The following is a 19692-nucleotide window of genomic DNA, read 5'->3' on the forward strand; positions in this document are numbered from 1 at the left end:
CAGGCCGACCGCCCATCACCAGGTTGACCAACCTCCCTGGACAGCACACCTAGAACGCCCGGTAGTCGCGGGGCGAGAAGCGTGGGCCGCGCTTCGGGGGGCGGACTGCGGGGCCGACCTCGGTGAGGCGTACCGCGCGCGCTCGGTGCGGGGCGTAGGGGGCCAGGACCTCGAGCATCCCCGCGTCGTCCAACCGGCGGCCGACGAGAGCCCAGCCGACCACGTTCGGCAGGTGGAAGTCCCCCACGCTCACGACGTCGGCGCCGGACATCGCCCGCTGCACCGCCTCGGCGGCCGTCCACGGACCGATGCCCGGCAACGTGCACAGGATGCGCACCGCCTCGGAGACCGACCCGGACGCCAGCTGGTCGAGGCGGGCGGCCACGGTCGCCGCGGCCCGGATCGCGCGCCGACGGTTCAGGTCGACGCCGGCCTTGTGCCACTCCCAGTCCGGGATCGCCAGCCAGTCGGCCGGGTACGGCGCCACCGCCATCCCGGCCGGCGCCGGGCCCGGAGCCGGTGAGCCGAAGCGCCACACCAGCTCGCGCCACGACCGCCGGGCCTCGATGCCGGTCACCTTCTGCTCCAGCACCGCGACCGACACCTGGTCGAACAGCAACCGGGTCGCCGGGAAACGCAGGCCTCCCCCGCACAGCCGCCAGGCCTCGCTCAACACCGGGTGCGGCGCGGCGGTGAGCAACTCGGCGAAATCGTCGACCACGTCGTCGGCGCAGAGCAGTGCCGGAAGGTGTTCCAGCAGCCACGCCGCACCCGGGCCCCAGGCCTCGGCGACGACCCGGTCGGTCCGGCGCAGCCGGATCGTTCCCGGCCCCTCGGGCGTCGGCGCGGTGCGCCACAGCGCCCCGTCGACCAGCCGGTGCGTCGGGTCGCCCTTCCCCCGGGCCAGGTGCCCGAGCGAGCGGCGGATGTCCAGCGGGTACGACGGACTCCACTCACGCGTGAGCGCCGTCGTCGGTACCGCTTCAGCAGAGATTGCCCGCACCCTTGTTCTTCAAGGCCTCTACCAGCGACTTTACCTCCTGCGCCCGGTCGCGCGGGCAGACCAGGAGCGCGTCGGGGGTGTCCACGACGACGACGTCGCGCATGCCGAGCAACGCGACCGTCCGCGACGAGTTCGGGACGACCATCGCTCCGGTGGTGTCGATCATGATCACCCGGTCGTCGGTGCCGACGACCGTGTTGCCCTCGGCGTCGTGCTCCAGGACGGCCGCCAGCCCGTCCCAGTCGCCCAGGTCGTTCCAGCCGAACGCGGCCGGCACGACGGCGACGCCGCCCCGCGCCGCGGCGTCCTCCATGATCCCGTGGTCCACCGAGATCTTCGGCAACCGCGGCCACACCTCGGAGAGCACCTCGTCCCGGCGGGGCAGGTCCCACGACTCGCAGATCTTCATCAGGCCGCTGTACAGCTCGGGGAGCTGCCGCTGGACCTCGGCGAGGAACGCGTCGACCCGCCAGACGAACATGCCGGCGTTCCAGACGTACTCGCCGGACGCGAGGTAGCTCTCGGCCACCTCCAGCGACGGCTTCTCCTTGAACTCCAGCACCGCGCGGGCACCGGTCGCCAGGTGGTCGCCGCAGCGGATGTAGCCGTAGCCCACCTCGGGACCGGTCGGCGTGATGCCGATGCAGACCAGCTTGCCGTCGGCCGCGGTCTGGATCGCGGTGCGGACCGTCGTCACGAACGTCCGGACGTCCCGGACGACGTGGTCCGCGGCGAACGAACCCATCACCGCGTCCGGGTCGCGCCGCTGGATCAGCGCGGCGGCCAGCGCGATCGCCGGTCCGGACTCGCGCGGACCGGGCTCGACGACGATGTTCGACGCCGGCACCTCGGGCAGCTGGCGTGCCACCGCGGCCGCGTGCGCGGCGCCGGTGACGACGAACGTGTCCCCCGGGAGCGAGACGTATTTGAGCCGGTCGACGGTCTCCTGGATCAGAGTCCGGTCGCCACCGGTGAGTTGGTGGAGGAACTTCGGGTGCCCGGCCCTGGACAACGGCCACAACCGGGTACCGCTGCCCCCCGCGGGGATCACTGGGTAGAACGCACCGCTCATCAGGCAACCTCCGGAAGGGGGTCGTCGACGCTCACATTCATGAACTCGCTGCAACTGCTCTCGTGAAACTGGCGATGTGGGCCTCCGCGGAGGCGTCCCAGGAGAACTCGAGCGACCGCTCGCGGCCGGCCGTACCGAGCTGCGCCCGCCGGTCGTGGTCGTCGAGCAACGCGGCCAGGTCGGTGCCGATCTGGTCGGCGTCCTCCCCGGTGTAGGCGACGGCCTCGCCGCCGACCTCGGGCAGCGACAGCCGCGGCGTGGTGAGCACGCACGCGCCGCAAGCCATCGCCTCGAGCACCGGCAGGCCGAAGCCCTCACCGTGGCTCGGGTAGGCCACCACGATCGCGCCGCCCAGGTAGCCGGGCAGGTCGGCGTAGCGCAGGTACCCCGGCCGAATCAGGCGCAGGTGCGGCGGGATCTCCTCGATCGCGGTGTCGATCTCCTCGTCGTGGCCGGAGCCACCGGCGATCACCAGCGCCGGCGGCGCCTCGCGGTGCGCGCAGGCCCTGGCCCAGCCACGGATGAGGTTGGGGACGTTCTTGCGCGGCTCCTGCGCACCGAGGAAGGCCACGTAGCTGGCCTGCCCGATGCCCAGGCGGGCACGCACGCGGGCGCACTCGGCGTCGTCGGGGACGTGGAACACCCGCGGGTCGACACCGTGGTAGGCGACGTCGAGCTTCGTGGGGTCGGCGTCGAGCAGGCGGATCAGCTCGTCGCGGGTGGCCTTGCTGGGCACGATCACCCGGGACGCGCGGCGCATCGCGGTGCGGGTGGCCGACCGGAAGAACGCGCCCTTGCCCTTGTCGTAGTGGCGCGGGTCGGTGAAGAACGTGGCGTCGTGCACGGTGACGACGACCGGGCAGGAGACCCGCAGCGGCTGCGTGTAGTGCGGCGAGTGCACGACCTCGGCGTTGACGTGCTGGGCGACCAGCGGCAGGCCGGTCTGCTCCCAGGCCAGCCGCGCCGGGCGGTGCGCCACCGCCGCCGGGGCCGGGATCACCGACGCGTTCGGCACCAGCCGTCCGTAACGCTCCGCATCGGCCCGCTGGCAGACGACTGCCAGATCAGCGCCGGCTCGGCCGAGGGCCGGAAGCAGCCCGTCGACGTACCGCCCGACCCCGCCACGGTCAGCCGGAACCGCCGTGGCGTCGACCAGGACTCGAGGGCCGTTGCCGCCTGTCACCTGTTGTCTCCTCGTCGACCTGTCGTCGTGCTACGGGCAAGGACTCGCCCTCCCGCGCGTATGAGCGTACGCCGCGGAGGCATCCGTCACCGCACGGTCGGCACCGCCTGTTCGAGCCGGGAAGCCCCCCGGCGGTCACCGTATCGGTTACTTGGCGAAGCCGAGGTAGGTACTCCGCAGGCCGAGCTTGATCCGGAACGCGTCTCCGGTCAGCGTCACCGTCGTCGCCTTTCCGGTGGACAGCGTGCCGGTCAGCGTGACGGTCTCGGCCCGGCCGCCCCACAGGCCGAGGCCGGTGCGCTTGGTCACCGCGACCGCGGTGACCTTGGTCAGACCGGCCGCGGTGGCCAGCTGGGCCGGGGTGACGACCTTCGTCCAGTTGGTCGCCGACGAACCGGCGGCCAGCGTGTACGGGTCGGCCTTCGCCGGCAGGTAGCTGACGCCACCGCTCGCGGTGAAACCGCCGCTGTCGGACGAGAACTCGGCGCTGACGACCTTGCCACCGAACGTGAGCACCTTGCCCGCGGTGGCGGCGATCGCGGCGTTGGTGGCCGCGGTCTCGGAGAGCGCGCCGTCCCAGCACTGGTTCGCCTGGGTGTCGACGACGTCGTAGTAGCGGCTCGCGGAGATCTTCGCGGTGGCGTAGGTGCGCGCGGCCAGGGTCTGGGCCTGGAGCGCGGCGGCCGGCCAGCTGGAGGGCATCTCGGACGCCACGACGCCACGCAGGTAGGTGTCCATCGGCATCGTCGCGACGAAGCGGGACGCGTTATCGGCGACCAGGGCGGTGAGCGTGCCGTCGAACGTCACGGTGGTGCCGCCGCGGCAGTCGGACTTGGCCTTGCTGTAGGTGAGCTTGAGCGTCTTCGGTCCGCTGAACGTCACCGGGGCCGCGAGCGTGAACGACGCGCTCCCGGCGCTGACGACGTAGCTGGTGCCGCTGCGGACGACGGTCCAGGCCTGGGTGGCGAGCGCGATGCTCCGCTTGTCCGCGCCGGTGACGACGAGGCCGGCGGCCGGGGCGATCGTGACGCTGCCCGTGTCGACCGCGGAGAGGCGCACGCGCAGCGCGGGGTTGCCGCTCGCGGCCACGACCGTGCCCGGGTAGTAGAACGAGACGATCCTGGCGGCGTCCAGGCCCTGGTTCGCCGCGCCCTTGGCGCCGTACTGGCTCAGACCCCGGCCATGGCCGTAGCCGGCGCCGTAAACGGTGACGCCGGCGTCGGACACGGTCGTGCTGTTCGCGGTCGCGGTGGTGGCGACCGTGGTGGTCGGGCTCGCGGTCGGGCTGGTCGGCGTGGTCGGCTTGGCCGGCGTGGTCGGCTTGGCCGGCGTGGTCGGCTTCGCGGGCGTGGTCGGCTTGGCCGGCGTCGGCTTGGTGGTGGGCTTGGTGGTGGGCTTGTTGACCACCGGCGCCGGCGTGACCGCGCCGAGCTTGTACGCGGACACCAGGGCCTTCGAGCGGGTACGGACCCAGCTCATGATGTCCAGGCCGTACTTGCCGGGGCAGGTGGTCGCGCTGGTGCTCTGGTGCGGGTAGATCGTCGGCAGGTTGAGCGTGGTCTTGGTCTTGAACTTGGTCGACGGGCCACCGGTGAGCTTGGTGGTGCCGATCGGGCTGACCTTCGCGGTGCCGAGCTTGAACGCCGAGTAGCGGGCGACGGCCTCCTTGGCGGCGGCGCTGACCGCGACCTTGGTGTGGTCCCCGATGATGCCGATGCCGCTGGTGCCGGAGTTGAAGCCACCGGCGTGCGCACCGACGACGGCGCGGGTGAGGCCGCCGTAGCGTCCCTCCCAGACCCGCCCGAAGCGGTCGATGAGCACGTTGTAGCCGACGTCGCCGTACTTCTCGGTGACGGCCATGTAGTAGTAGATCGAGCGGATGATCGCCGGGACCTGCTCGGCGGTGTAGTTGTTGGCGGTCGCGGTGTGGTGCACGACGACAGCGTTGACCTTCGGCGCGTAGGCCGGCGTCCACTTCATGTACGCGGCGTTCGCGCCCCAGGCGGCGCGGCTGTAGATCTTCACGACGCCGTTGCCGTAGCTCGCCGGGGTGGGCTGGGCGGTGGCGGCGGGCACGAGCGGGTCGGACTGGGCGACCTCGTCGCCGTCGGTCACCACGTCGGCGGGCACGGTGGCGGGCACGTCGGCGCCCGGGTTGATCAGGTCGACCTTGACGTCGACCGGCTGCCGTCCGGCGACCGTGGTGACGACGACCTCGGCGCTCACCGCGTCGCCGGTCCAGATCAGGCCGGGGCCCTCGCGGACGTCGAGCGGGATCGCGTTGGTGCCGTTGCGGTCGTCGTTCTCGCCGTTGGCGGCGGTGGTCCAGGCCGACCAGGGCGCGGACGCCCCGGTGCGGGTGCGGACGGCGACGCTGACCTGGCCCAGCGACGGGTCGCGCTGCCAGGTGATGCCGACGGCCGAGAACGGGGTGCCGGAGGCGATCGTGCGCAGGACACGCGGGGCGCTGCCCGGCTCGGCGGCGGCGGCCGCGGCGAAGGCGAGCGGGACGCCGGCCGGCTGAGCGGTGCTCACCGAGGCGTGACCGGTGGGGCGGGAGGTGCTGCCGAGCGCGACCGTGCGCACCGAGACCTTGGCCGGGGTCGCCGCGCCCTGGACCGTGGTGCCGGTCGCGACGGCGGCGGCGGTCTGCACGGCGGCGGGGGCGTTCGCGACGGCGGTGTCGCCGGCGACGGGGTCGCCGGGGGCGGCGGGCGCCGTGGCGGCCGGCGCGACCGGGGCGGCGGTGGAGGTGGTGGTCGAGGTCGAGGCGGCCACCGGCAGGGCGGCGGCCGGGGCGAGCGCGATGCCGCCGGCGACTGCCGCGACGACCGTGGCCGGCAGGGCGAGTGCCCAGCGGCGCGCTGTCGTGTTTCGAGCCATGGAAGCAGGTCCCCCGCGTCGTTTCGGTGTGGGCTTCGGGCGTGGATCGGCGTCCACGAATGAGCCGTCGGCGGGGTCGGTTGCGGGCTGAGAAGGGTTGCGGCCGTGCACCCGCGCCCTTCCGGGCGTGCAACGATTCGGCAACCGACGAGGCGAGGAGCACCCATGGAGTTCCCGGACGCGGCGTTGCGGGACGCGCTGGCAGCCGATCCCGGGCGTCCGCTGATCACGCAGTACGACGACCGCACCGGTGAGCGGGTGGAGCTGTCCGTCGCCACCGTCGACAACTGGGTGTCGAAGACCGCGAACCTGCTGCAGGAGACCGGCGTCGAGCCGGGGGCGAGCGCCGCGGTGCTGCTGCCGGCGCACTGGCAGACCGCGGTGGTGCTGCTCGGGTGTTGGCGGGCCGGGGTCGAGGTCGGTTACTCCGCCGTACCGGGCCAGGCCGTCCCGGCCGACGCCGAGCCGCGGGTGGTCTTCACCGCGGCCGACCGGGCAGCCGAGGCGGTGGCGCTGGGCGCGGATTTCGGCGCCGAGGAGATCTGGGCGCTCTCGCTGGCACCGATGGCCATGCCGCTGCGCGAGGTGCCGCCGGGCGTGGTCGACTACGCCACCGAGGTGCGCATCCAGGGTGACCGCTTCGCGCCGTGGGCCCCGGTGGGCGCCGCGGGCCCCGGTCTGCACGACGCCCGGGCCCGCGCGGCCGAACTAGGGCTGGAGTCCGGCGGGCGGTTGCTGGTCGAGACCGACGAGAAGGTGCAGCCGTCGGTGGTCGACTGGCTGCTGGCGCCGCTCGTGGTCGGCGGCGGGCTGGTGCTGCTGCGTCACCCGGACCCGACCCGGGTCGACCACGTGGCCGAGACGGAGCGGGTCACCGCGCGGCTCGGGTGAACGGAAAGACCCCGGCCCGCTCGGAAGCGGGCCGGGGCCGGATTCTCCTGGAAGAAGTACGGGGCTCCACCCCCTGGGGAGGATCGAGTGGAGAGCAGTACCTCTTCGACCGTGTCGCCGAATCGTCTACCGCGTGCCGCGATCAGCCTCTTCGGCAATACCGGCTAATAAGCCGCCGTCGGAGACCCGGATCGTTCCGGATCGTTGACGGCGCCTCCTCGAGCCGGCGTCGTGCTCCGTCGTGCACGACGGGCGGGACCGGACGTTCCAGCTGGAGGTCTCGCCCGCGCAACGCCCCGAGTTACCGGGAACATCGGCGGAGCCCGGCATCACGGCACGTCGGTGCCGCGTAGCCAGTGGCACTGGCGACTCAGCCACCGACCACGTTGCGACCAACGACTGTGCCATGCCACCCCCTTCCGTGCGTCCAGATATGGACATAACGTGTCTATCAGAATCAAAGCGGCAATGGAAGCCTTCCGTCACACTGCACCCGAATGCACCGGTGCTCTCATCGACCTCACTGAGGTGGACGGCGGTCCCTAGACTCAGCGCGTGAAGCTGTCGGTCCTGATGCCCGTCTTCAACGAGGAACGCACGGTCGCGAGCGCGATCAAGCGGGTCCTCGACGTCGACTATCCGTGCGCGGTCGAGCTCGTGGTGGTCGACGACGGTAGCCGCGACCGCACCGCGGCCGCGCTCGCCGGCATCGGCGACTCCCGGATGATCGTCGGGTCGCACCCGCTCAACCGCGGGAAGGGCGCCGCCGTCCGCACCGCGGCCGCCCTCGCCACCGGCGACTACGTCGTGGTGTGCGACGCCGACCTGGAGTACGCCCCCGAGGACATCCCGAAGCTCGTCCAGCCGGTGCTCGACGGCGACGCGCAGGTGGTGTTCGGTACCCGCACGTTCGGCTCGCACGCGTCCTACTCGTACTGGTACGTCCTCGGCAACCGGGGCGTCACCACCGCCTGCAACGTGCTGTTCAACTGCTACCTCACCGACCTCGAGACCGGCTTCAAGCTGATGCCGCTCGAGCTCTACCGCGACCTGGACATCCGCGAACCCGGCTTCGGCATGGAGGCCGAGATCGCGGCCAAGCTGCTGCGCCGTGGGATCCGGCCGTACGAGGTACCGGTCAACTACCGGGCCCGCGGCCGGGCCGAGGGCAAGAAGATCACCTGGCGTGACGGCGTCGAGGCGGTCTGGATCCTGGGCAAGATCCGCGCCGGAGGGCGCTGACCGGGGCCGTACGCTGCGGGTGTGACCTTTTCCGTTGTCGGACGAGATCCGGTCACGGGAGAGCTGGGCGTCGGAGTGGCGTCGTGCGTGCTCGCCGTAGGCCGGGCCGTGCCGTGGGGCAAGGCCGGCGTCGGCGTGGTCGTCACCCAGTCGCAGCCCCGCCGCGGGTACGGTCCGCACGCGCTGGCCGGCCTGGAGGCCGGGGTGCCGGTCGGCCGGGTGCTCCCCACGCTGCTGTCCCGCGACGCCGGGGCGGCCGGGCGTCAGGTCGCGGTCCTCGCCGCCGACGGGTCGGTCGCGGTGCACACCGGCGAGGAGTGCCTCGCCGCCGCCGGTGACCGCTACGGCGACGGCTGGAGCGTCCAGGGGAACCTGCTGCGCTCGCCGGACGTGCTCGACGCGATGGTCGACGCCTACCTGCGCAACCCGCTGCCGCTGGCCGAACGGCTGCTCGTCACGCTGGAAGCCGGCGAGGCCGCCGGTGGAGACCTGCGCGGACGCCAGTCGGCGGCGCTGCTCGTCGTCGGCGGCAAGCGGCTGGCCGAGCCGTGGGACGGCGTCGCGGTGGACCTGCGTGTCGACCACGCCCGGGATCCGCTGGGCCAGCTCCGGCAGCTGCTCTCGCTCCAGCGCGGCTACGAGGGCGGCGACAGCGCCGCGCTGGCCGACCTGGCGCCGGACAGCACCAAAGCGATGCACGCCGCGCTGGAGGCCGCCCGGCGGGGCGACCTGGAGGGTGCGCGTGCCGCGGTGGCGGAGCTGCGTCGCAACCCGCAGTGGGAGGAGTGGCTGCGCTCGGGCGCGGTGGCCGGACGTTTCCCCCATCTCACTCAGTTGCTCGACTGAGGTTTCGTGGGGCGGGAAGATTGTCACCTGACCCACGTCGGCCCGGGGAGACCTTATGCGGCACTTCGGCAGCCTGGTGCTCGCGCTCGTTGTCGCGCCGGTGGTGTGGGTGGCGATCGCGTTCGGCACTAATCGCCTGGCGCGGTCGGTGCTCGACTTATCCGGCTCGTCGGATACCGACAAGTTCCTGGGTATCGGGCTGCTCCTGGTGGCGGCGATCGCGCTCGGCGTCCTGCTGGTGCCCCGGATCTCGCCGGTGGGTCCGATCGTCGCCGGGGCCGGGTTCCTGGCGGTCTCCGCGCTCGGTCTCGCGTCCGATTCGCCGGTGTACGACCTTGGTAAAGACGTGCTGAGCACGGCGGACCAGCAGACGCTGGTGTCGCCGATCCCCACCGGCTATCTGTGGCTGGCCGGTTTCCTGCTGCTCGTGCCGCTCGTGGTGCCGGCGCGGTGGCGTAAGCAGCGTCGGGCGGAGCCGCTCGCCGCACCCGCCGCCGGCCCGTACGGTCCCGGCGGTCCCGGCCCTGGCGCTCCCACCTCGTACAACCCCACACCCAGCCCTTACGAACCCAGCCCCTACGAACCCAGCCCCTATGGCTCCGGCGCAGGCGGCCCTCGTCCCTACGAGCCCGGGAACTCGCCGACGCTGGTCGGGTCGCCGCCGGGCAGCCCGGTCAACGCCGACAACCCGCCGCTTGCGGCCCCGTACTACTCCGACTACGGCAGCGACCGGCCCGCGCAGAGCCCCGGCTCGGCCCAGTTCCCGTCGGCGTCGCCGTACCCGGGCTCCGCGGGCGCCCAGTACCCGCCGTCCACGTACGGATCGCAGTTCCCGGCCCCGGACAGCCACCAGGCCCAGAACTACCCCACGACGTACTCCGCGCCGGAACAGCCGCCGCCGGGCCCGACGAGCTACTCCCCCACGGTCTACGGCCGCTCCCGCTCGGACGACGAACCGGAGACGCCCGACGACCCGCAGGAGACCCGCCGGATCACTCCGTGACCGCTCCGGGCAGCCACTCGCCGAGCTTCGCCCGCACCCTGGCGTCGGCGAAGAAGGCCGTGTGCACGACCGTGCTCGGCGTCGGCACCACGAACGGGTCGGCCACCCGGTACTCGCCCGCCTCGTAGACGCCCCTGGTCGGCACGACGAGGTCGTTCCCGGCGCCGAAGAACGGGTCGACGATCGCGTTCAGCGCTTTCCGGCGCAGGTCGCCGTCCGCGGGCGTGAAGTCCGACGCCACCGCACGCACCCAGCCGGCGCCACGCACGGCACCACCGATCGGGCGTCGGTTGGCGTCGGTGACCGCCGGGTTGCCCGGATCCATCGCGGTGAGACCGGCCAGCCCGGTGAAGACGCCGGTCGCGATCTGCTTGACCAGCTCGATCACGCTCTCGACCGTCGCCGTCGACACCTCCTCCGGCAGCACCGACAGCAGGTTCGTGAAGACGTCGAGCAGCGTCGTCCACCGCTTCGGCGACGCCAGCACCGTGCCGTCGTTCGGCGTCCCGACGTGGATCAGCCGGCGGACGTTCGGGGCCGGGACACCCACCTCCCGGGCGAGGCCGGGATCGGCGATCAGGCGGCCGACCAGACCGCCCCGGGAGTGGGTGAGCAGGTCGAGCGTGACCGGCCGGTCGCGCGGCAACCGTTCGAGGAGCCAGCGCGCGTTGACCGACGGGTCGACGTGCAGCGTCTGGTGGTCGAAACCGAGCACCCGCCCGTCGTAGCGGGCGACGAGGTCGGCCAGGCCGGGGCCGTCGCCAGGACGGGCGAGCCCGGCGAAACCGCTGCGTATCGTGCTGAACGTTCCGTGCACGAGCAGGAGGAACGGCTGGTCGGCCAGCTCGGCGAGGCGAGCGGTGGGCACGCCACCGGGCGGCGGCACGTCCGCCAGCGTCTCCGGCGTGACGAGGGTGAGCGAGTGCGGACGGTGGCGGTTCTCCCACCAGCCGACGACGACCTGGCCGGCCGCGGCGGCGGCGGCCTCGATCGGGAACCGGATCAGGTGCAGCACCTTGCGGATCCCGAAGCCGACGAGCGCGCGGCGGTCGTCCTGCCGCACCGGCACCCGGAACACCTGCTCGAGCCCGGCGCGCACCGGGGCGACACCGCGCGGCGGCGTGCCGGCCCCGTCGGCGATCGCGGCCGCGGTGGCGACCGCTCCGACGTCCACGTGCCACCGCACCAGGCCGACGTCGTCGACCTCCAGCACGACCTGGCCCTCGTCCGGGCCGGGCGCGGACACCGCGACCTCGACGTACGGCGTCTCGCCGGTGAACCCGCGCGCGGACACCGCGATCTCGTCGAGCGGCACGCCGAGCACCACCCGCATTCCGGCCGCGCCGAGCAGTGGCGCGAGAGGCGCCGCCGCCCCGGATAAGTCGTCGGCGAGCAGGCCCCGCGCCGCTCCGGGGCGGCGGAGAGCCCCGACGACCGCGCTGACGCCCGACGAGGAGATCCGGACGCCGTCAGCGAGTTCCAGCTCGTGGTCATGTTCCAGTTCGGGCACGGTGACCAAAATAGACGAAGACCGGAACGCGAGTGATCTCGGTCACGTACCGCTCCGGTCGACGCCGCCCGGAGTCGGAGCCAGTCGGCCGGTAGATACCGAAAGAAGTGGCCACGGCCAACTTCTCTTCATCCCGTAACGCGACCATTAACGCCCATTAAGTCGTTCTGAGACCACCGGGTGGGGCGTGTGGTTCCGCGTGCAGGATCGCGGGCATCATCTACCCTCGAACGGTTGAATCGACCCGGACGGCCCCTGCACCCCGCCCGGCCCAGTAGAGCTGACCCGGTGGGTCTTGCCACAGGAGGAAGCACGCGTGTCGGAATCGATCCCCCAACGACCTCGTCTGACCATTCTCGGCACGGGCTATCTCGGGGCCACCCATGCCGTCTCGATGGCCGAACTCGGCTACGAAGTACTCGGCGTCGACGTCGATGAGTCGAAGATCACCAAACTCGCGGACGGGCAGGTTCCGTTCCACGAGCCCGGCCTGGACGAGATGCTGCGTCGCAACCTCGCCACCGGTCGTCTGCGTTTCACCACCTCGTACGCCGAGGCGGCGGACTTCGGTGACGTCCACTTCGTCTGCGTCGGCACCCCGCAGAAGGCGGGCAGCATGGCCGCCGACATGCGCTACGTCGAGTCGGCCGTGGTCTCGCTCGCGCCGCACCTCACCCGCAAGGCGCTGATCGTCGGCAAGTCGACGGTGCCGGTGGGCACGGCCGAGTGGGTCGAGGAACTCGTCGCGCAGCACGCGCCCGAAGGGCTCGGCGTCGAGGTCGCCTGGAACCCGGAGTTCCTCCGTGAGGGCTTCGCCGTGGAAGACACCCTGCGCCCCGACCGCCTCGTGTTCGGCGTCAAGAGCGAGTGGGCGCAGCAGATGCTCGAGACCACCTACAAGGGTGTGTACGAGCTCGGCGTCGCCGAGGACCGCGAGGTCCCCACCGTCGTCACCGACTTCCCCACCGCTGAGCTGGTGAAGGTCGCGGCCAACTCCTACCTGGCCACGAAGATCTCGTTCATCAACGCGATGGCCGAGGTGTCGGAGGTCGCGGGCGCGGACGTGACGCAGCTCGCCCGGGCGATCGGCTACGACGTCCGGATCGGCAACAAGTTCCTCCGGGCCGGCGTCGGCTTCGGCGGTGGCTGCCTGCCCAAGGACATCCGTGCCTTCCAGGCCCGCGCCGACGAGCTCGGCGTCGGGCACGCGCTGAAGTTCCTCAACGAGGTCGACCAGATCAACACCCGCCGGCGCGAGAAGGCGGTCGCGCTCACCGCCGAGCTGGTCGGCGGTTCGGTGGCCGGCGCACGCGTCGGTGTGCTCGGGGCCACGTTCAAGCCCAACTCCGACGACGTGCGTGACTCGCCGGCCGTCGCGGTCACGCGGCTCTTGGCCGAAGCGGGCGCGCAGGTCACCGTCTACGACCCGCAGGGCATCGACAACGCGCGGCGCGCGCTGCCGTCGGTGGCGTACGCGACCTCGGCGGTGGACGCGATCCGCGACGCCGACGCGGTCGTGGTGCTGACCGAGTGGGAAGAGTTCCGGCACGCCGACCCGGTGGCGCTGGGCAACCTGGTCGCGCACAAGCGCGTGGTCGACGGCCGTAACTGCCTCGACCCCGCGGTGTGGCGCGCGGCCGGCTGGGAGTACCGCGGAATGGGCCGCAACGCCTGAGCCGACGTACGTTGGTCGTATGCACACCTCGGCTGACGACATCCGGAAGTTGCTGGCTGAAAAGACGTGGGCGTTCGTGGGGCTCACCGACACGCCGTACCGCACCGTGTACCAGATGGCCGCGTTCGTGCAGCGCAACGGCGTGAAGGTCGTGCCGGTGAACCCCCGGGCGGAGGCCGTCCTCGGTGAGGACGGCCACACGTCGGTTCCGGACGGCGTCGACGTGGTGGCCGTGTACCGGCGCTCGGAATTCGTGGCACCGCACGTCGACGAGGCGATCGCGGCCGGGGCGTCCGGGGTCTGGACGCCCCTCGACGTCGTGGACGAGGACGCCGCGCAGCGGGCCCTCGACGCCGGGCTCACGGTCGTGATGGACCGCTGCCCGAAGATCGAGTGGCCCGCGTACGGGCCTAGCTGAGCTCTTTCTGCAGCGCCTCGTCCTTGGTGGCCACCAGGGCGCGGAGATCGTCCTGGAACGTCACCATCTTGGCGCGGAGCGTCTCGTCGGCCGCCGCCAGGATGCGCACGGCCAGCAGCCCCGCGTTCCGGGCGCCGCCGATGCTCACCGTGGCCACCGGGACGCCGGCCGGCATCTGCACGATCGAGAGCAGCGAGTCCATGCCGTCGAGATGCTTGAGCGGCACCGGGACGCCGATGACCGGCAGCGGCGTCATCGACGCGACCATGCCGGGCAGGTGGGCGGCGCCGCCGGCCCCGGCGATGATGACTTTCAGACCCCGGTCGGCGGCCGACTCGGCGTAGTCGAGCATCGTGCGCGGAGTGCGGTGCGCGGACACGACACGCACCTCGTGGTCGACGCCGAACTCGGTCAGGGCTTCGGCGGCGGCCTTCATCGTCGGCCAGTCGGAGTCGCTGCCCATGATCAAGCCAACGGTCATTCTTGCTTCCCCTCGCGCAGCCAGTGCACCGCGCGCCGGGCCCGGCGGCGGACGTCGTCCAGATCGTCGCCGAGCGCGGTGACGTGCCCGACCTTGCGCCCGGGGCGCAGTTCCTTGCCGTACAGGTGCACCTTGACGCCCGGCTCGGCCGCCATCATGTGGTGGATGCGCTCGTCGAGCGTCATCTCGTGCGGCGGCCGGTGGTGTTCCTCGGAGCGGGGGTACTCACCGGGGCTCGGGGGCGTCACGTCGCCGCCGAGCAGGTTGGCCATGACGACGTACGGCGCGGTGAGGCCGGTCGCGCCCAGCGGGTAGTCGAGCACGGCACGCAGGTGCTGTTCGAACTGCGAGGTGCGCGAGCCCTCGATCGTCCAGTGCGCGGAGTTGTGCGGGCGCATCGCGAGTTCGTTGACCAGGATGCCGCCGTCCGCGGTCTCGAACAGCTCCACCGCCAGGACACCGACGACGCCGAGCTCGGACGCGAGCCGGATCGCGAGCTCCTGGGCCTCGATCGCCTTCTCCTCGGAGAGGCCCGGCGCCGGCGCGATCACCTCGACGTTGATGCCGTCGCGTTGCACGGTCTCGACGACCGGCCACGCGGCGACCTGGCCGAACGGCGAGCGGGCGACGACCGCAGCCAGCTCGCGCACCAGCGGCACGCGTTCCTCGACGATCAGCGGCGTGCCGGCGTCGAGCAGTTCCTGGACCGGCGTGGGATCGCTGACCACCCAGACGCCCCGGCCGTCGTAGCCACCGCGGGCGGCCTTGACCACCACGGTGTCGCCGCCGGCGAACCGGGCCACGTCGTCGACCGACGCGACCGGAGCCCAGCGCGGCATCGGGGCCCCGAGCGACGCGAGCTTCGCGCGCATGACCCCCTTGTCCTGCGCGTGGATCAGCGCGTCCGGCCCGGGGTACACGGTGACGCCCTCGGCCACCAGCGCACGCAGGTGCTCCGGCGGCACGTGCTCGTGGTCGAACGTCACCACCTCGGAGCCGGCGGCGAGCTTGCGCAGCGCGCCGAGGTCGGTGTGGTCGCCGATCAGCACGTCGGCCGCGACGAGCGCGGCGCCGTCGTCGGGGCTGACGGCGAGGATGCGCAACGACTGGCCGAGCGCGATCGCGGCTTGGTGGGTCATCCGGGCTAGCTGGCCGGCGCCCACCATGCCGACGACCGGGAGTCCGGTACGGGGGTGCATGGTCATGAGGCTATCCGGCCAGCGACGATGCCCCGGCCCCCGGTCACCCCGACCACGGGGTGACCACGGGTCGTATTCTCGATCGGTGAGCTTCGTCCGGCGGCTGCGCGAGCGATGGCACGCCCTGATCAAAGAGCTGACGAAGTTCGGCATCATCGGCGTCGTCAACACGGTGCTCGACTTCGCGGTCTGGAACGCGCTGCTGTTCATCGGACCGATCAAGGCCCAGGTCGCCTCCACCGTGGTCTCGGCCACCTCGTCGTACTTCATGAACCGTCACTGGACGTTCCGGCACCGGGCCCGCTCCGGGGTCCGCCGCGAGTACCTGTTGTTCTTCGGGTTCAACGCGATTGGGCTGTTGATCACAACAGGCATCCTGGGCGTCGCGTCGTACGTGTTCCATGTCGACAACGTCGCCGCGCTGAACGTCGTGAAGCTGTTCGCGATCGGCGTCGCGACGATGTTCCGGTTCTGGGCCTACCGACGGTGGGTGTTCCTGCATCCGGAGGACACGCTGTACGAGCCCGAAGAAACACCGGCCGCCCGTTAGTACAACTGGAGTGACAGTTGTTCATATCTGACCAATGCCGCATGGTTGCGTGCGCCGAGTCTCTATCGTGGCCCTCGTGACTTTGTTGGCGAAGCTCCGCGCCGGTCGGGAGAAACTCATCCGTCAGCTGGCGTCGTTCGGCGTCATCGGAGCGGTGAACTTCGTCGTCGACACCGCGATCTTCAACGCCCTGTTCGCGATCGGGCCGGTCAAGGCGCAGATCGTGGCCACCACGGTGGCGACGACGCTGGCGTACTTCGCGAACCGCTACTGGACCTTCCGCAAGCACGAGCGGTCCGGGCTGCGCCGCGAATACCTGCTGTTCTTCCTGCTCAACGGCGTCGGGCTGGCGATCACCGCGCTCATCATGGGCGTCGCGAAGTACGGGTTCGACCTGCACGACCAGCTCGCGCTCAACGTCGTGCGGCTGTTCGCGATCGGCGTCGCGACCGTGTTCCGGTTCTGGTCGTACAAGCGGTGGGTGTTCGGCAAGGAACTCGAGCCCGACGCCACGGTGGTGCCGGTGCCCGGGCAGCGCACCGAGCTAGAGCCCGTCCGGGTCGAGAGCTAGTTCCTCTTCGTCGGCGAACTCCTCGATCAGCTCGTAGATCGCGGCCTGCACGCTCTCGACCCGGGGGACGTTCGCCACGACCACCACCCCCCGGTCGGAGGCCAGCTCGACGTAGAGCGTGCCGCAGCGCAGTGCCCGTTCGAACAGCGTGTGCTCGAACGAGACCTCGTCGATCCGGCTCAGCGGGATGTCGCGTCCGTGCCGGGCGAAGACACCGGAGCGCAGCAGCAGCCGCCGGTCGGTGACGGTCAGCGTCGTCGTCAGCCAGTGCAGCAGCGGGCGCGACGACGACGCGACGACGATCACCAGCGCCGCCGCCGCGATGCCCCACCGGGTGTCGGCCTGCGTCACGACAGCGATCGCCAGCCCGGCCAGCGCCACCACGACGACCGTGACGATCGCCGGGCGGGCGAGCACCCGCACGTGCGGGTGCCGGTGGAGGACGACGTCCTCGCCATCCATCAACAGGCGATACGGAACGGCCACCAGCGTCTCCGTACTATTCGGTCAAAACTGGGCGTCGGTGCTCGACCTCGCGCCCGGCAGGCTAGAGCATGTGGACCTGGAGCGGGGGGAGCACATGCGGAAAGAACTCATTCGCGCGACGACGGCCGGCTTGCTCGCCGCCGGCGTCCTCGGGCTCGTCGGCGCGTGCGGGGGCGGTTCCGACAGCGGCGGCGACGACGCGGCGGCCACACCCACGGCGTCGGAATCGAGCAGTGACCCCGCGACGGCGAGCCCGATCGCGGGCGCGGCACTCGACGCGCCGATCACGCTGACCGCGCCGACGCAGGACGCCGCGGTCGGGCGGAGCTTCGTCGTGCGCGGCTCCGGGGTCGCGTTCGAGGGCACGCTGCTGTGGAAGCTCAGCGACACCGCCGGGGCGGAGACGGTGAGCGGGTTCGCGTCGGCCGGCTCCACCGAGAAGCAACCGTTCCAGTTCACGGTGGAGGCGCCGCAGGCCGGCTCCTACACGCTCACCGTGTACCGCGAGTCCGCCGACGACGGGAGCCCCACCGACGTGGTCACGCGGCGGCTCACGGTGCAGTAGGCCCGCTCGCCTACTCCTCGCCGGGACCGTCGACGATCAGGATGAGGCGCTTCGCCACGTCGTTCGGGTCCAGGCGGCCGTCCGCGACCGCCGCGCAGAGCGAGTCGTGGTCGGGCAGGTCGAGCACGCGGGCGAGCATCGAGAGCGGACGGTCGTGGGCCAGCACCCGGCCCTCGGCCGCCAGCGCCGCGGCGATGTCCCGGCGGCCGTTCTCCACCGAGACCTCCGAGACGTCCTCGGCGAACCAGCTGCGGATCCGGATCTGCGCCTGCGGGCTCTTGGCGAACTGCAGCCACTCCTCGCTCGGCCCCGAGTACTCGGACGGCGACGTGAGCACTTCCACCACGTCGCCGTCGGAGAGGGGCCGCGCCAGCGGTACGAGCTGGCCGTTGACCTTGGAGCCGATGCACCGGTCGCCGAGGTGCGTGGAGACCGCGTAGGCGAAGTCGACCGGCGTCGCGCCGTCAGGCAGGCTGATCGCCCGGCCGCTCGGCGTGAAGACCAGCACCTCGTGGTCGGAGAGGCCGGAGCGCAGCGACTCCATGAACTCGCCGGGCTCGGCGGCGTCCTCCTGCCAGTCGAGCACGCGCTGCAGCCACTCGAGCTCGACGGCGGCGTCACCGGCCCGGTCGCGGCCGAACCGGTGCAGCGCGGCGATGCCGTACTCGGCGACGCGGTTCATGCCCTCGGTGCGGATCAGCACGTCGCAGCGGCCCTCGGGCGCGATGACCGTGGTGTGCAGCGACTGGTACATGTTGAACTTCGGGACGCCGATGTGGTCCTTGAACCGGCCCGGGATCGGGTGCCAGCGCCCGTGGATGACGCCGAGCGCCGCGTAACACTCGGTGGGATCGCCGTCGATCACGACGACGAGGCGATCGGCGCCGATGAAGTCGTCGGGTGCGTTCGGCGTCTTGTTGATCTGCTTCCAGACCGACTTCAGGTGCCGCTCGCGCCAGGTCACCGTGGCCTTGATCTTGCTGGTCCTGAGCTCGGCCACCGCCTCACGCACCAGGCCGTCGAGGTAGACCTTGCGTTCGACCATCCGCGTCTCGACGCGACGCTCGACCTCGGCGTAGGCGTCCGGCTGGAGGATGCGGAAGACCAGGTCCTCGAGCTCACGCTTGATCTTGTGGATGCCGAGCCGGCCGGCGAGCGGGATCAGCACCTCGCTGGTGGCCCGCGCGATGCGCTGCTGCGACGGGCCGGACTTGAAGCCCAGCGTGCGCATGTTGTGGACGCGGTCGGCGAGCTTGATCACCAGCACCCGCGGGTCGCGGCCGGCCGTGATGATCATCTTGCGGTTGGTCTCGGCCTCGGCCAGTTCCTTGCCGAATCGGACCTTGTCGAGCTTGGTCAACCCGTCGACGAGCAGCGCGACCTCGTCGCCGAAGTCGGCGCGCAGCTGGTCGAGCGTGTACTGGGTGTCCTCCACCGTGTCGTGCAGGATCGCGGCGACCAGCGCGGTGGTGTCCATGCCCAGCTCGGCGCAGATCTCGGTGACCGCGAGCGGGTGCGTGATGTACGGCTCGCCGCTCTTGCGCATCTGGCCGCGGTGGGCGCGCTCGGCGATCGTGTAGGCGCGGCGGACGACTTCCACCTCGGCCTTGGGGTGCACCTGCCGGTGCAGCGTCAGCAGGTTGTGGAGCGGGTCTTCGGCGCGGTTACGCGCGGTGCTCGTCGAACCGGCACGGAGCAACGCGCGGAGCGTTCTGCGTGCTACCGGCCCCCCCGTTACCGCTCCGCCGGAGTCCGCAGTTTCTGAGGTGCGGTTTCCCAGCGGCTGGGTCCCGAACGGGGTGGCCTCGGCGCTCATGCCTCGGCCCGTCCAGGGAGGACGTGACCCGGACACAGGTCGGACATTCGTTGGAGCGCACGCGTCGACATAGCGGGCACCCACCCCCAGTCGGTCGCCGAGACAGGAAGTCGAGTTGTACCGATGGTATGCGCCCAAACGGCACGTTGGCGCCCCTGACCGGGCACCCGATCCGATGCGCTAGCTCACCATTGGCCGTTCGACGGAGCTCTGCTAACTGAACGGTCTCGACAGGGGTTGCATCGAGATGTTCTTCCGATATATCGTTAGAGCATCGGTAGTTGCACTCACTCAGGAG

The 19692-nt window shown here is 71.5% G+C and carries 18 protein-coding genes; 9 read left to right on the forward strand and 9 right to left on the reverse strand.

The window, feature by feature from the left end; all coding sequences use genetic code 11:
- Nucleotides 1-49: 49 nt before the first annotated feature.
- From ABD437_RS04875 to ABD437_RS04890, 4 genes are all read right to left on the reverse strand, one after another.
- A complete protein-coding gene (locus ABD437_RS04875) occupies nucleotides 50-1003 on the reverse strand; it encodes a DNA-3-methyladenine glycosylase family protein (RefSeq protein WP_344647533.1) in 954 nt (317 codons plus the stop codon).
- Nucleotides 984-2075 (reverse strand): mannose-1-phosphate guanylyltransferase, encoded by a 1092-nt coding sequence (locus ABD437_RS04880; RefSeq protein ID WP_344647534.1) that lies wholly within the window; start codon nucleotides 2073-2075, stop codon nucleotides 984-986. The genes ABD437_RS04875 and ABD437_RS04880 overlap by 20 nt, the downstream gene beginning before the upstream one ends.
- A 37-nt stretch (nucleotides 2076-2112) precedes the next feature.
- Nucleotides 2113-3258 (reverse strand): glycosyltransferase family 4 protein, encoded by a 1146-nt coding sequence (locus tag ABD437_RS04885; protein ID WP_344647535.1) that lies wholly within the window; start codon nucleotides 3256-3258, stop codon nucleotides 2113-2115.
- A 147-nt stretch (nucleotides 3259-3405) separates the two neighbouring features.
- Nucleotides 3406-6141, reverse strand: coding sequence for a SpoIID/LytB domain-containing protein (locus ABD437_RS04890; protein WP_344647536.1), 2736 nt, complete (start codon nucleotides 6139-6141; stop codon nucleotides 3406-3408).
- 165 nt (nucleotides 6142-6306) lie between these two features.
- Here ABD437_RS04890 and ABD437_RS04895 point away from each other — a divergent pair, with 165 nt between their 5' ends.
- The 4 genes from ABD437_RS04895 to ABD437_RS04910 all read left to right on the forward strand — a co-directional run bounded on the left by ABD437_RS04895 (nucleotide 6307) and on the right by ABD437_RS04910 (nucleotide 10123).
- Nucleotides 6307-7032 (forward strand): TIGR03089 family protein, encoded by a 726-nt coding sequence (locus tag ABD437_RS04895; RefSeq protein WP_344647537.1) that lies wholly within the window; start codon nucleotides 6307-6309, stop codon nucleotides 7030-7032.
- Nucleotides 7033-7587: 555 nt separating this feature from the next.
- Nucleotides 7588-8274, forward strand: a complete 687-nt coding sequence (locus ABD437_RS04900) for a glycosyltransferase family 2 protein (RefSeq protein WP_344647538.1) — start codon at nucleotides 7588-7590, stop codon at nucleotides 8272-8274.
- Between the two features lie 21 nt (nucleotides 8275-8295).
- Nucleotides 8296-9120, forward strand: coding sequence for a DUF1028 domain-containing protein (locus ABD437_RS04905; protein WP_344647539.1), 825 nt, complete (start codon nucleotides 8296-8298; stop codon nucleotides 9118-9120).
- Nucleotides 9121-9175: 55 nt separating this feature from the next.
- Nucleotides 9176-10123 carry a hypothetical protein gene (locus tag ABD437_RS04910; protein WP_344647540.1) on the forward strand — a complete coding sequence of 316 codons (948 nt, stop codon included), beginning with the start codon at nucleotides 9176-9178 and terminating at the stop codon, nucleotides 10121-10123.
- On the opposite strand, the gene ABD437_RS04915 is transcribed toward ABD437_RS04910, so the two are convergent.
- Complete coding sequence (locus tag ABD437_RS04915) at nucleotides 10113-11633, reverse strand: DUF7379 domain-containing protein (RefSeq protein ID WP_344647541.1); 1521 nt, start codon at nucleotides 11631-11633, stop codon at nucleotides 10113-10115. The two genes, ABD437_RS04910 and ABD437_RS04915, sit on opposite strands and share 11 nt — an antisense overlap.
- A 316-nt stretch (nucleotides 11634-11949) precedes the next feature.
- Between ABD437_RS04915 and ABD437_RS04920 the strand changes: the two genes are divergently transcribed.
- Both ABD437_RS04920 and ABD437_RS04925 read left to right on the forward strand, forming a co-directional pair.
- Nucleotides 11950-13308, forward strand: coding sequence for a UDP-glucose dehydrogenase family protein (locus tag ABD437_RS04920; protein ID WP_344647542.1), 1359 nt, complete (start codon nucleotides 11950-11952; stop codon nucleotides 13306-13308).
- Between the two features lie 19 nt (nucleotides 13309-13327).
- The gene (locus ABD437_RS04925) at nucleotides 13328-13726 is read left to right on the forward strand and encodes a CoA-binding protein (protein WP_344647543.1); all 399 of its coding nucleotides are present in this window, start codon (nucleotides 13328-13330) and stop codon (nucleotides 13724-13726) included.
- Here ABD437_RS04925 and purE read toward each other — a convergent pair.
- Together purE and ABD437_RS04935 are read right to left on the reverse strand one after the other, a co-directional pair.
- Nucleotides 13719-14207 (reverse strand): 5-(carboxyamino)imidazole ribonucleotide mutase, encoded by a 489-nt coding sequence (gene purE / locus ABD437_RS04930; RefSeq protein ID WP_344647544.1) that lies wholly within the window; start codon nucleotides 14205-14207, stop codon nucleotides 13719-13721. The two genes, ABD437_RS04925 and purE, sit on opposite strands and share 8 nt — an antisense overlap.
- Entirely contained in the window at nucleotides 14204-15406 is a 1203-nt protein-coding gene (locus tag ABD437_RS04935; protein ID WP_344647545.1) for a 5-(carboxyamino)imidazole ribonucleotide synthase, read from the reverse strand. The genes purE and ABD437_RS04935 overlap by 4 nt, the downstream gene beginning before the upstream one ends.
- A gap of 85 nt (nucleotides 15407-15491) precedes the next feature.
- Between ABD437_RS04935 and ABD437_RS04940 the strand changes: the two genes are divergently transcribed.
- Both ABD437_RS04940 and ABD437_RS04945 read left to right on the forward strand, forming a co-directional pair.
- A complete protein-coding gene (locus ABD437_RS04940; protein ID WP_344647546.1) occupies nucleotides 15492-15956 on the forward strand; it encodes a GtrA family protein in 465 nt (154 codons plus the stop codon).
- 76 nt (nucleotides 15957-16032) lie between these two features.
- Nucleotides 16033-16527 (forward strand): GtrA family protein, encoded by a 495-nt coding sequence (locus tag ABD437_RS04945; protein WP_344647547.1) that lies wholly within the window; start codon nucleotides 16033-16035, stop codon nucleotides 16525-16527.
- On the opposite strand, the gene ABD437_RS04950 is transcribed toward ABD437_RS04945, so the two are convergent.
- Nucleotides 16501-17013 (reverse strand): PH domain-containing protein, encoded by a 513-nt coding sequence (locus ABD437_RS04950; RefSeq protein ID WP_344647548.1) that lies wholly within the window; start codon nucleotides 17011-17013, stop codon nucleotides 16501-16503. The genes ABD437_RS04945 and ABD437_RS04950 overlap by 27 nt on opposite strands.
- Before the next feature lie 94 nt (nucleotides 17014-17107).
- On the opposite strand from ABD437_RS04950, the gene ABD437_RS04955 reads away from it, so the two are divergent.
- Nucleotides 17108-17578, forward strand: coding sequence for a Gmad2 immunoglobulin-like domain-containing protein (locus ABD437_RS04955; RefSeq protein WP_344647549.1), 471 nt, complete (start codon nucleotides 17108-17110; stop codon nucleotides 17576-17578).
- A gap of 10 nt (nucleotides 17579-17588) precedes the next feature.
- Here the strand turns inward: ABD437_RS04955 and ABD437_RS04960 are convergent, their stop codons facing one another.
- Entirely contained in the window at nucleotides 17589-19277 is a 1689-nt protein-coding gene (locus ABD437_RS04960) for a RelA/SpoT family protein (protein WP_344647550.1), read from the reverse strand.
- Between the last annotated feature and the right edge of the window lie 415 nt (nucleotides 19278-19692).

This window comes from Cryptosporangium japonicum (assembly GCF_039524755.1).
Taxonomy (GTDB): domain Bacteria; phylum Actinomycetota; class Actinomycetes; order Mycobacteriales; family Cryptosporangiaceae; genus Cryptosporangium; species Cryptosporangium japonicum.

Coding starts and splice junctions, on each gene's coding strand:
- ABD437_RS04880 (WP_344647534.1), bottom strand. CDS start 2,075: ATGAGCGGTGCGTTCTACCCAGTGATCCCCGCGGGGGGCAGCGGTACC.
- ABD437_RS04890 (WP_344647536.1), bottom strand. CDS start 6,141: ATGGCTCGAAACACGACAGCGCGCCGCTGGGCACTCGCCCTGCCGGCC.
- ABD437_RS04895 (WP_344647537.1), top strand. CDS start 6,307: ATGGAGTTCCCGGACGCGGCGTTGCGGGACGCGCTGGCAGCCGATCCC.
- ABD437_RS04910 (WP_344647540.1), top strand. CDS start 9,176: ATGCGGCACTTCGGCAGCCTGGTGCTCGCGCTCGTTGTCGCGCCGGTG.
- ABD437_RS04925 (WP_344647543.1), top strand. CDS start 13,328: ATGCACACCTCGGCTGACGACATCCGGAAGTTGCTGGCTGAAAAGACG.
- purE (WP_344647544.1), bottom strand. CDS start 14,207: ATGACCGTTGGCTTGATCATGGGCAGCGACTCCGACTGGCCGACGATG.
- ABD437_RS04935 (WP_344647545.1), bottom strand. CDS start 15,406: ATGCACCCCCGTACCGGACTCCCGGTCGTCGGCATGGTGGGCGCCGGC.
- ABD437_RS04955 (WP_344647549.1), top strand. CDS start 17,108: ATGCGGAAAGAACTCATTCGCGCGACGACGGCCGGCTTGCTCGCCGCC.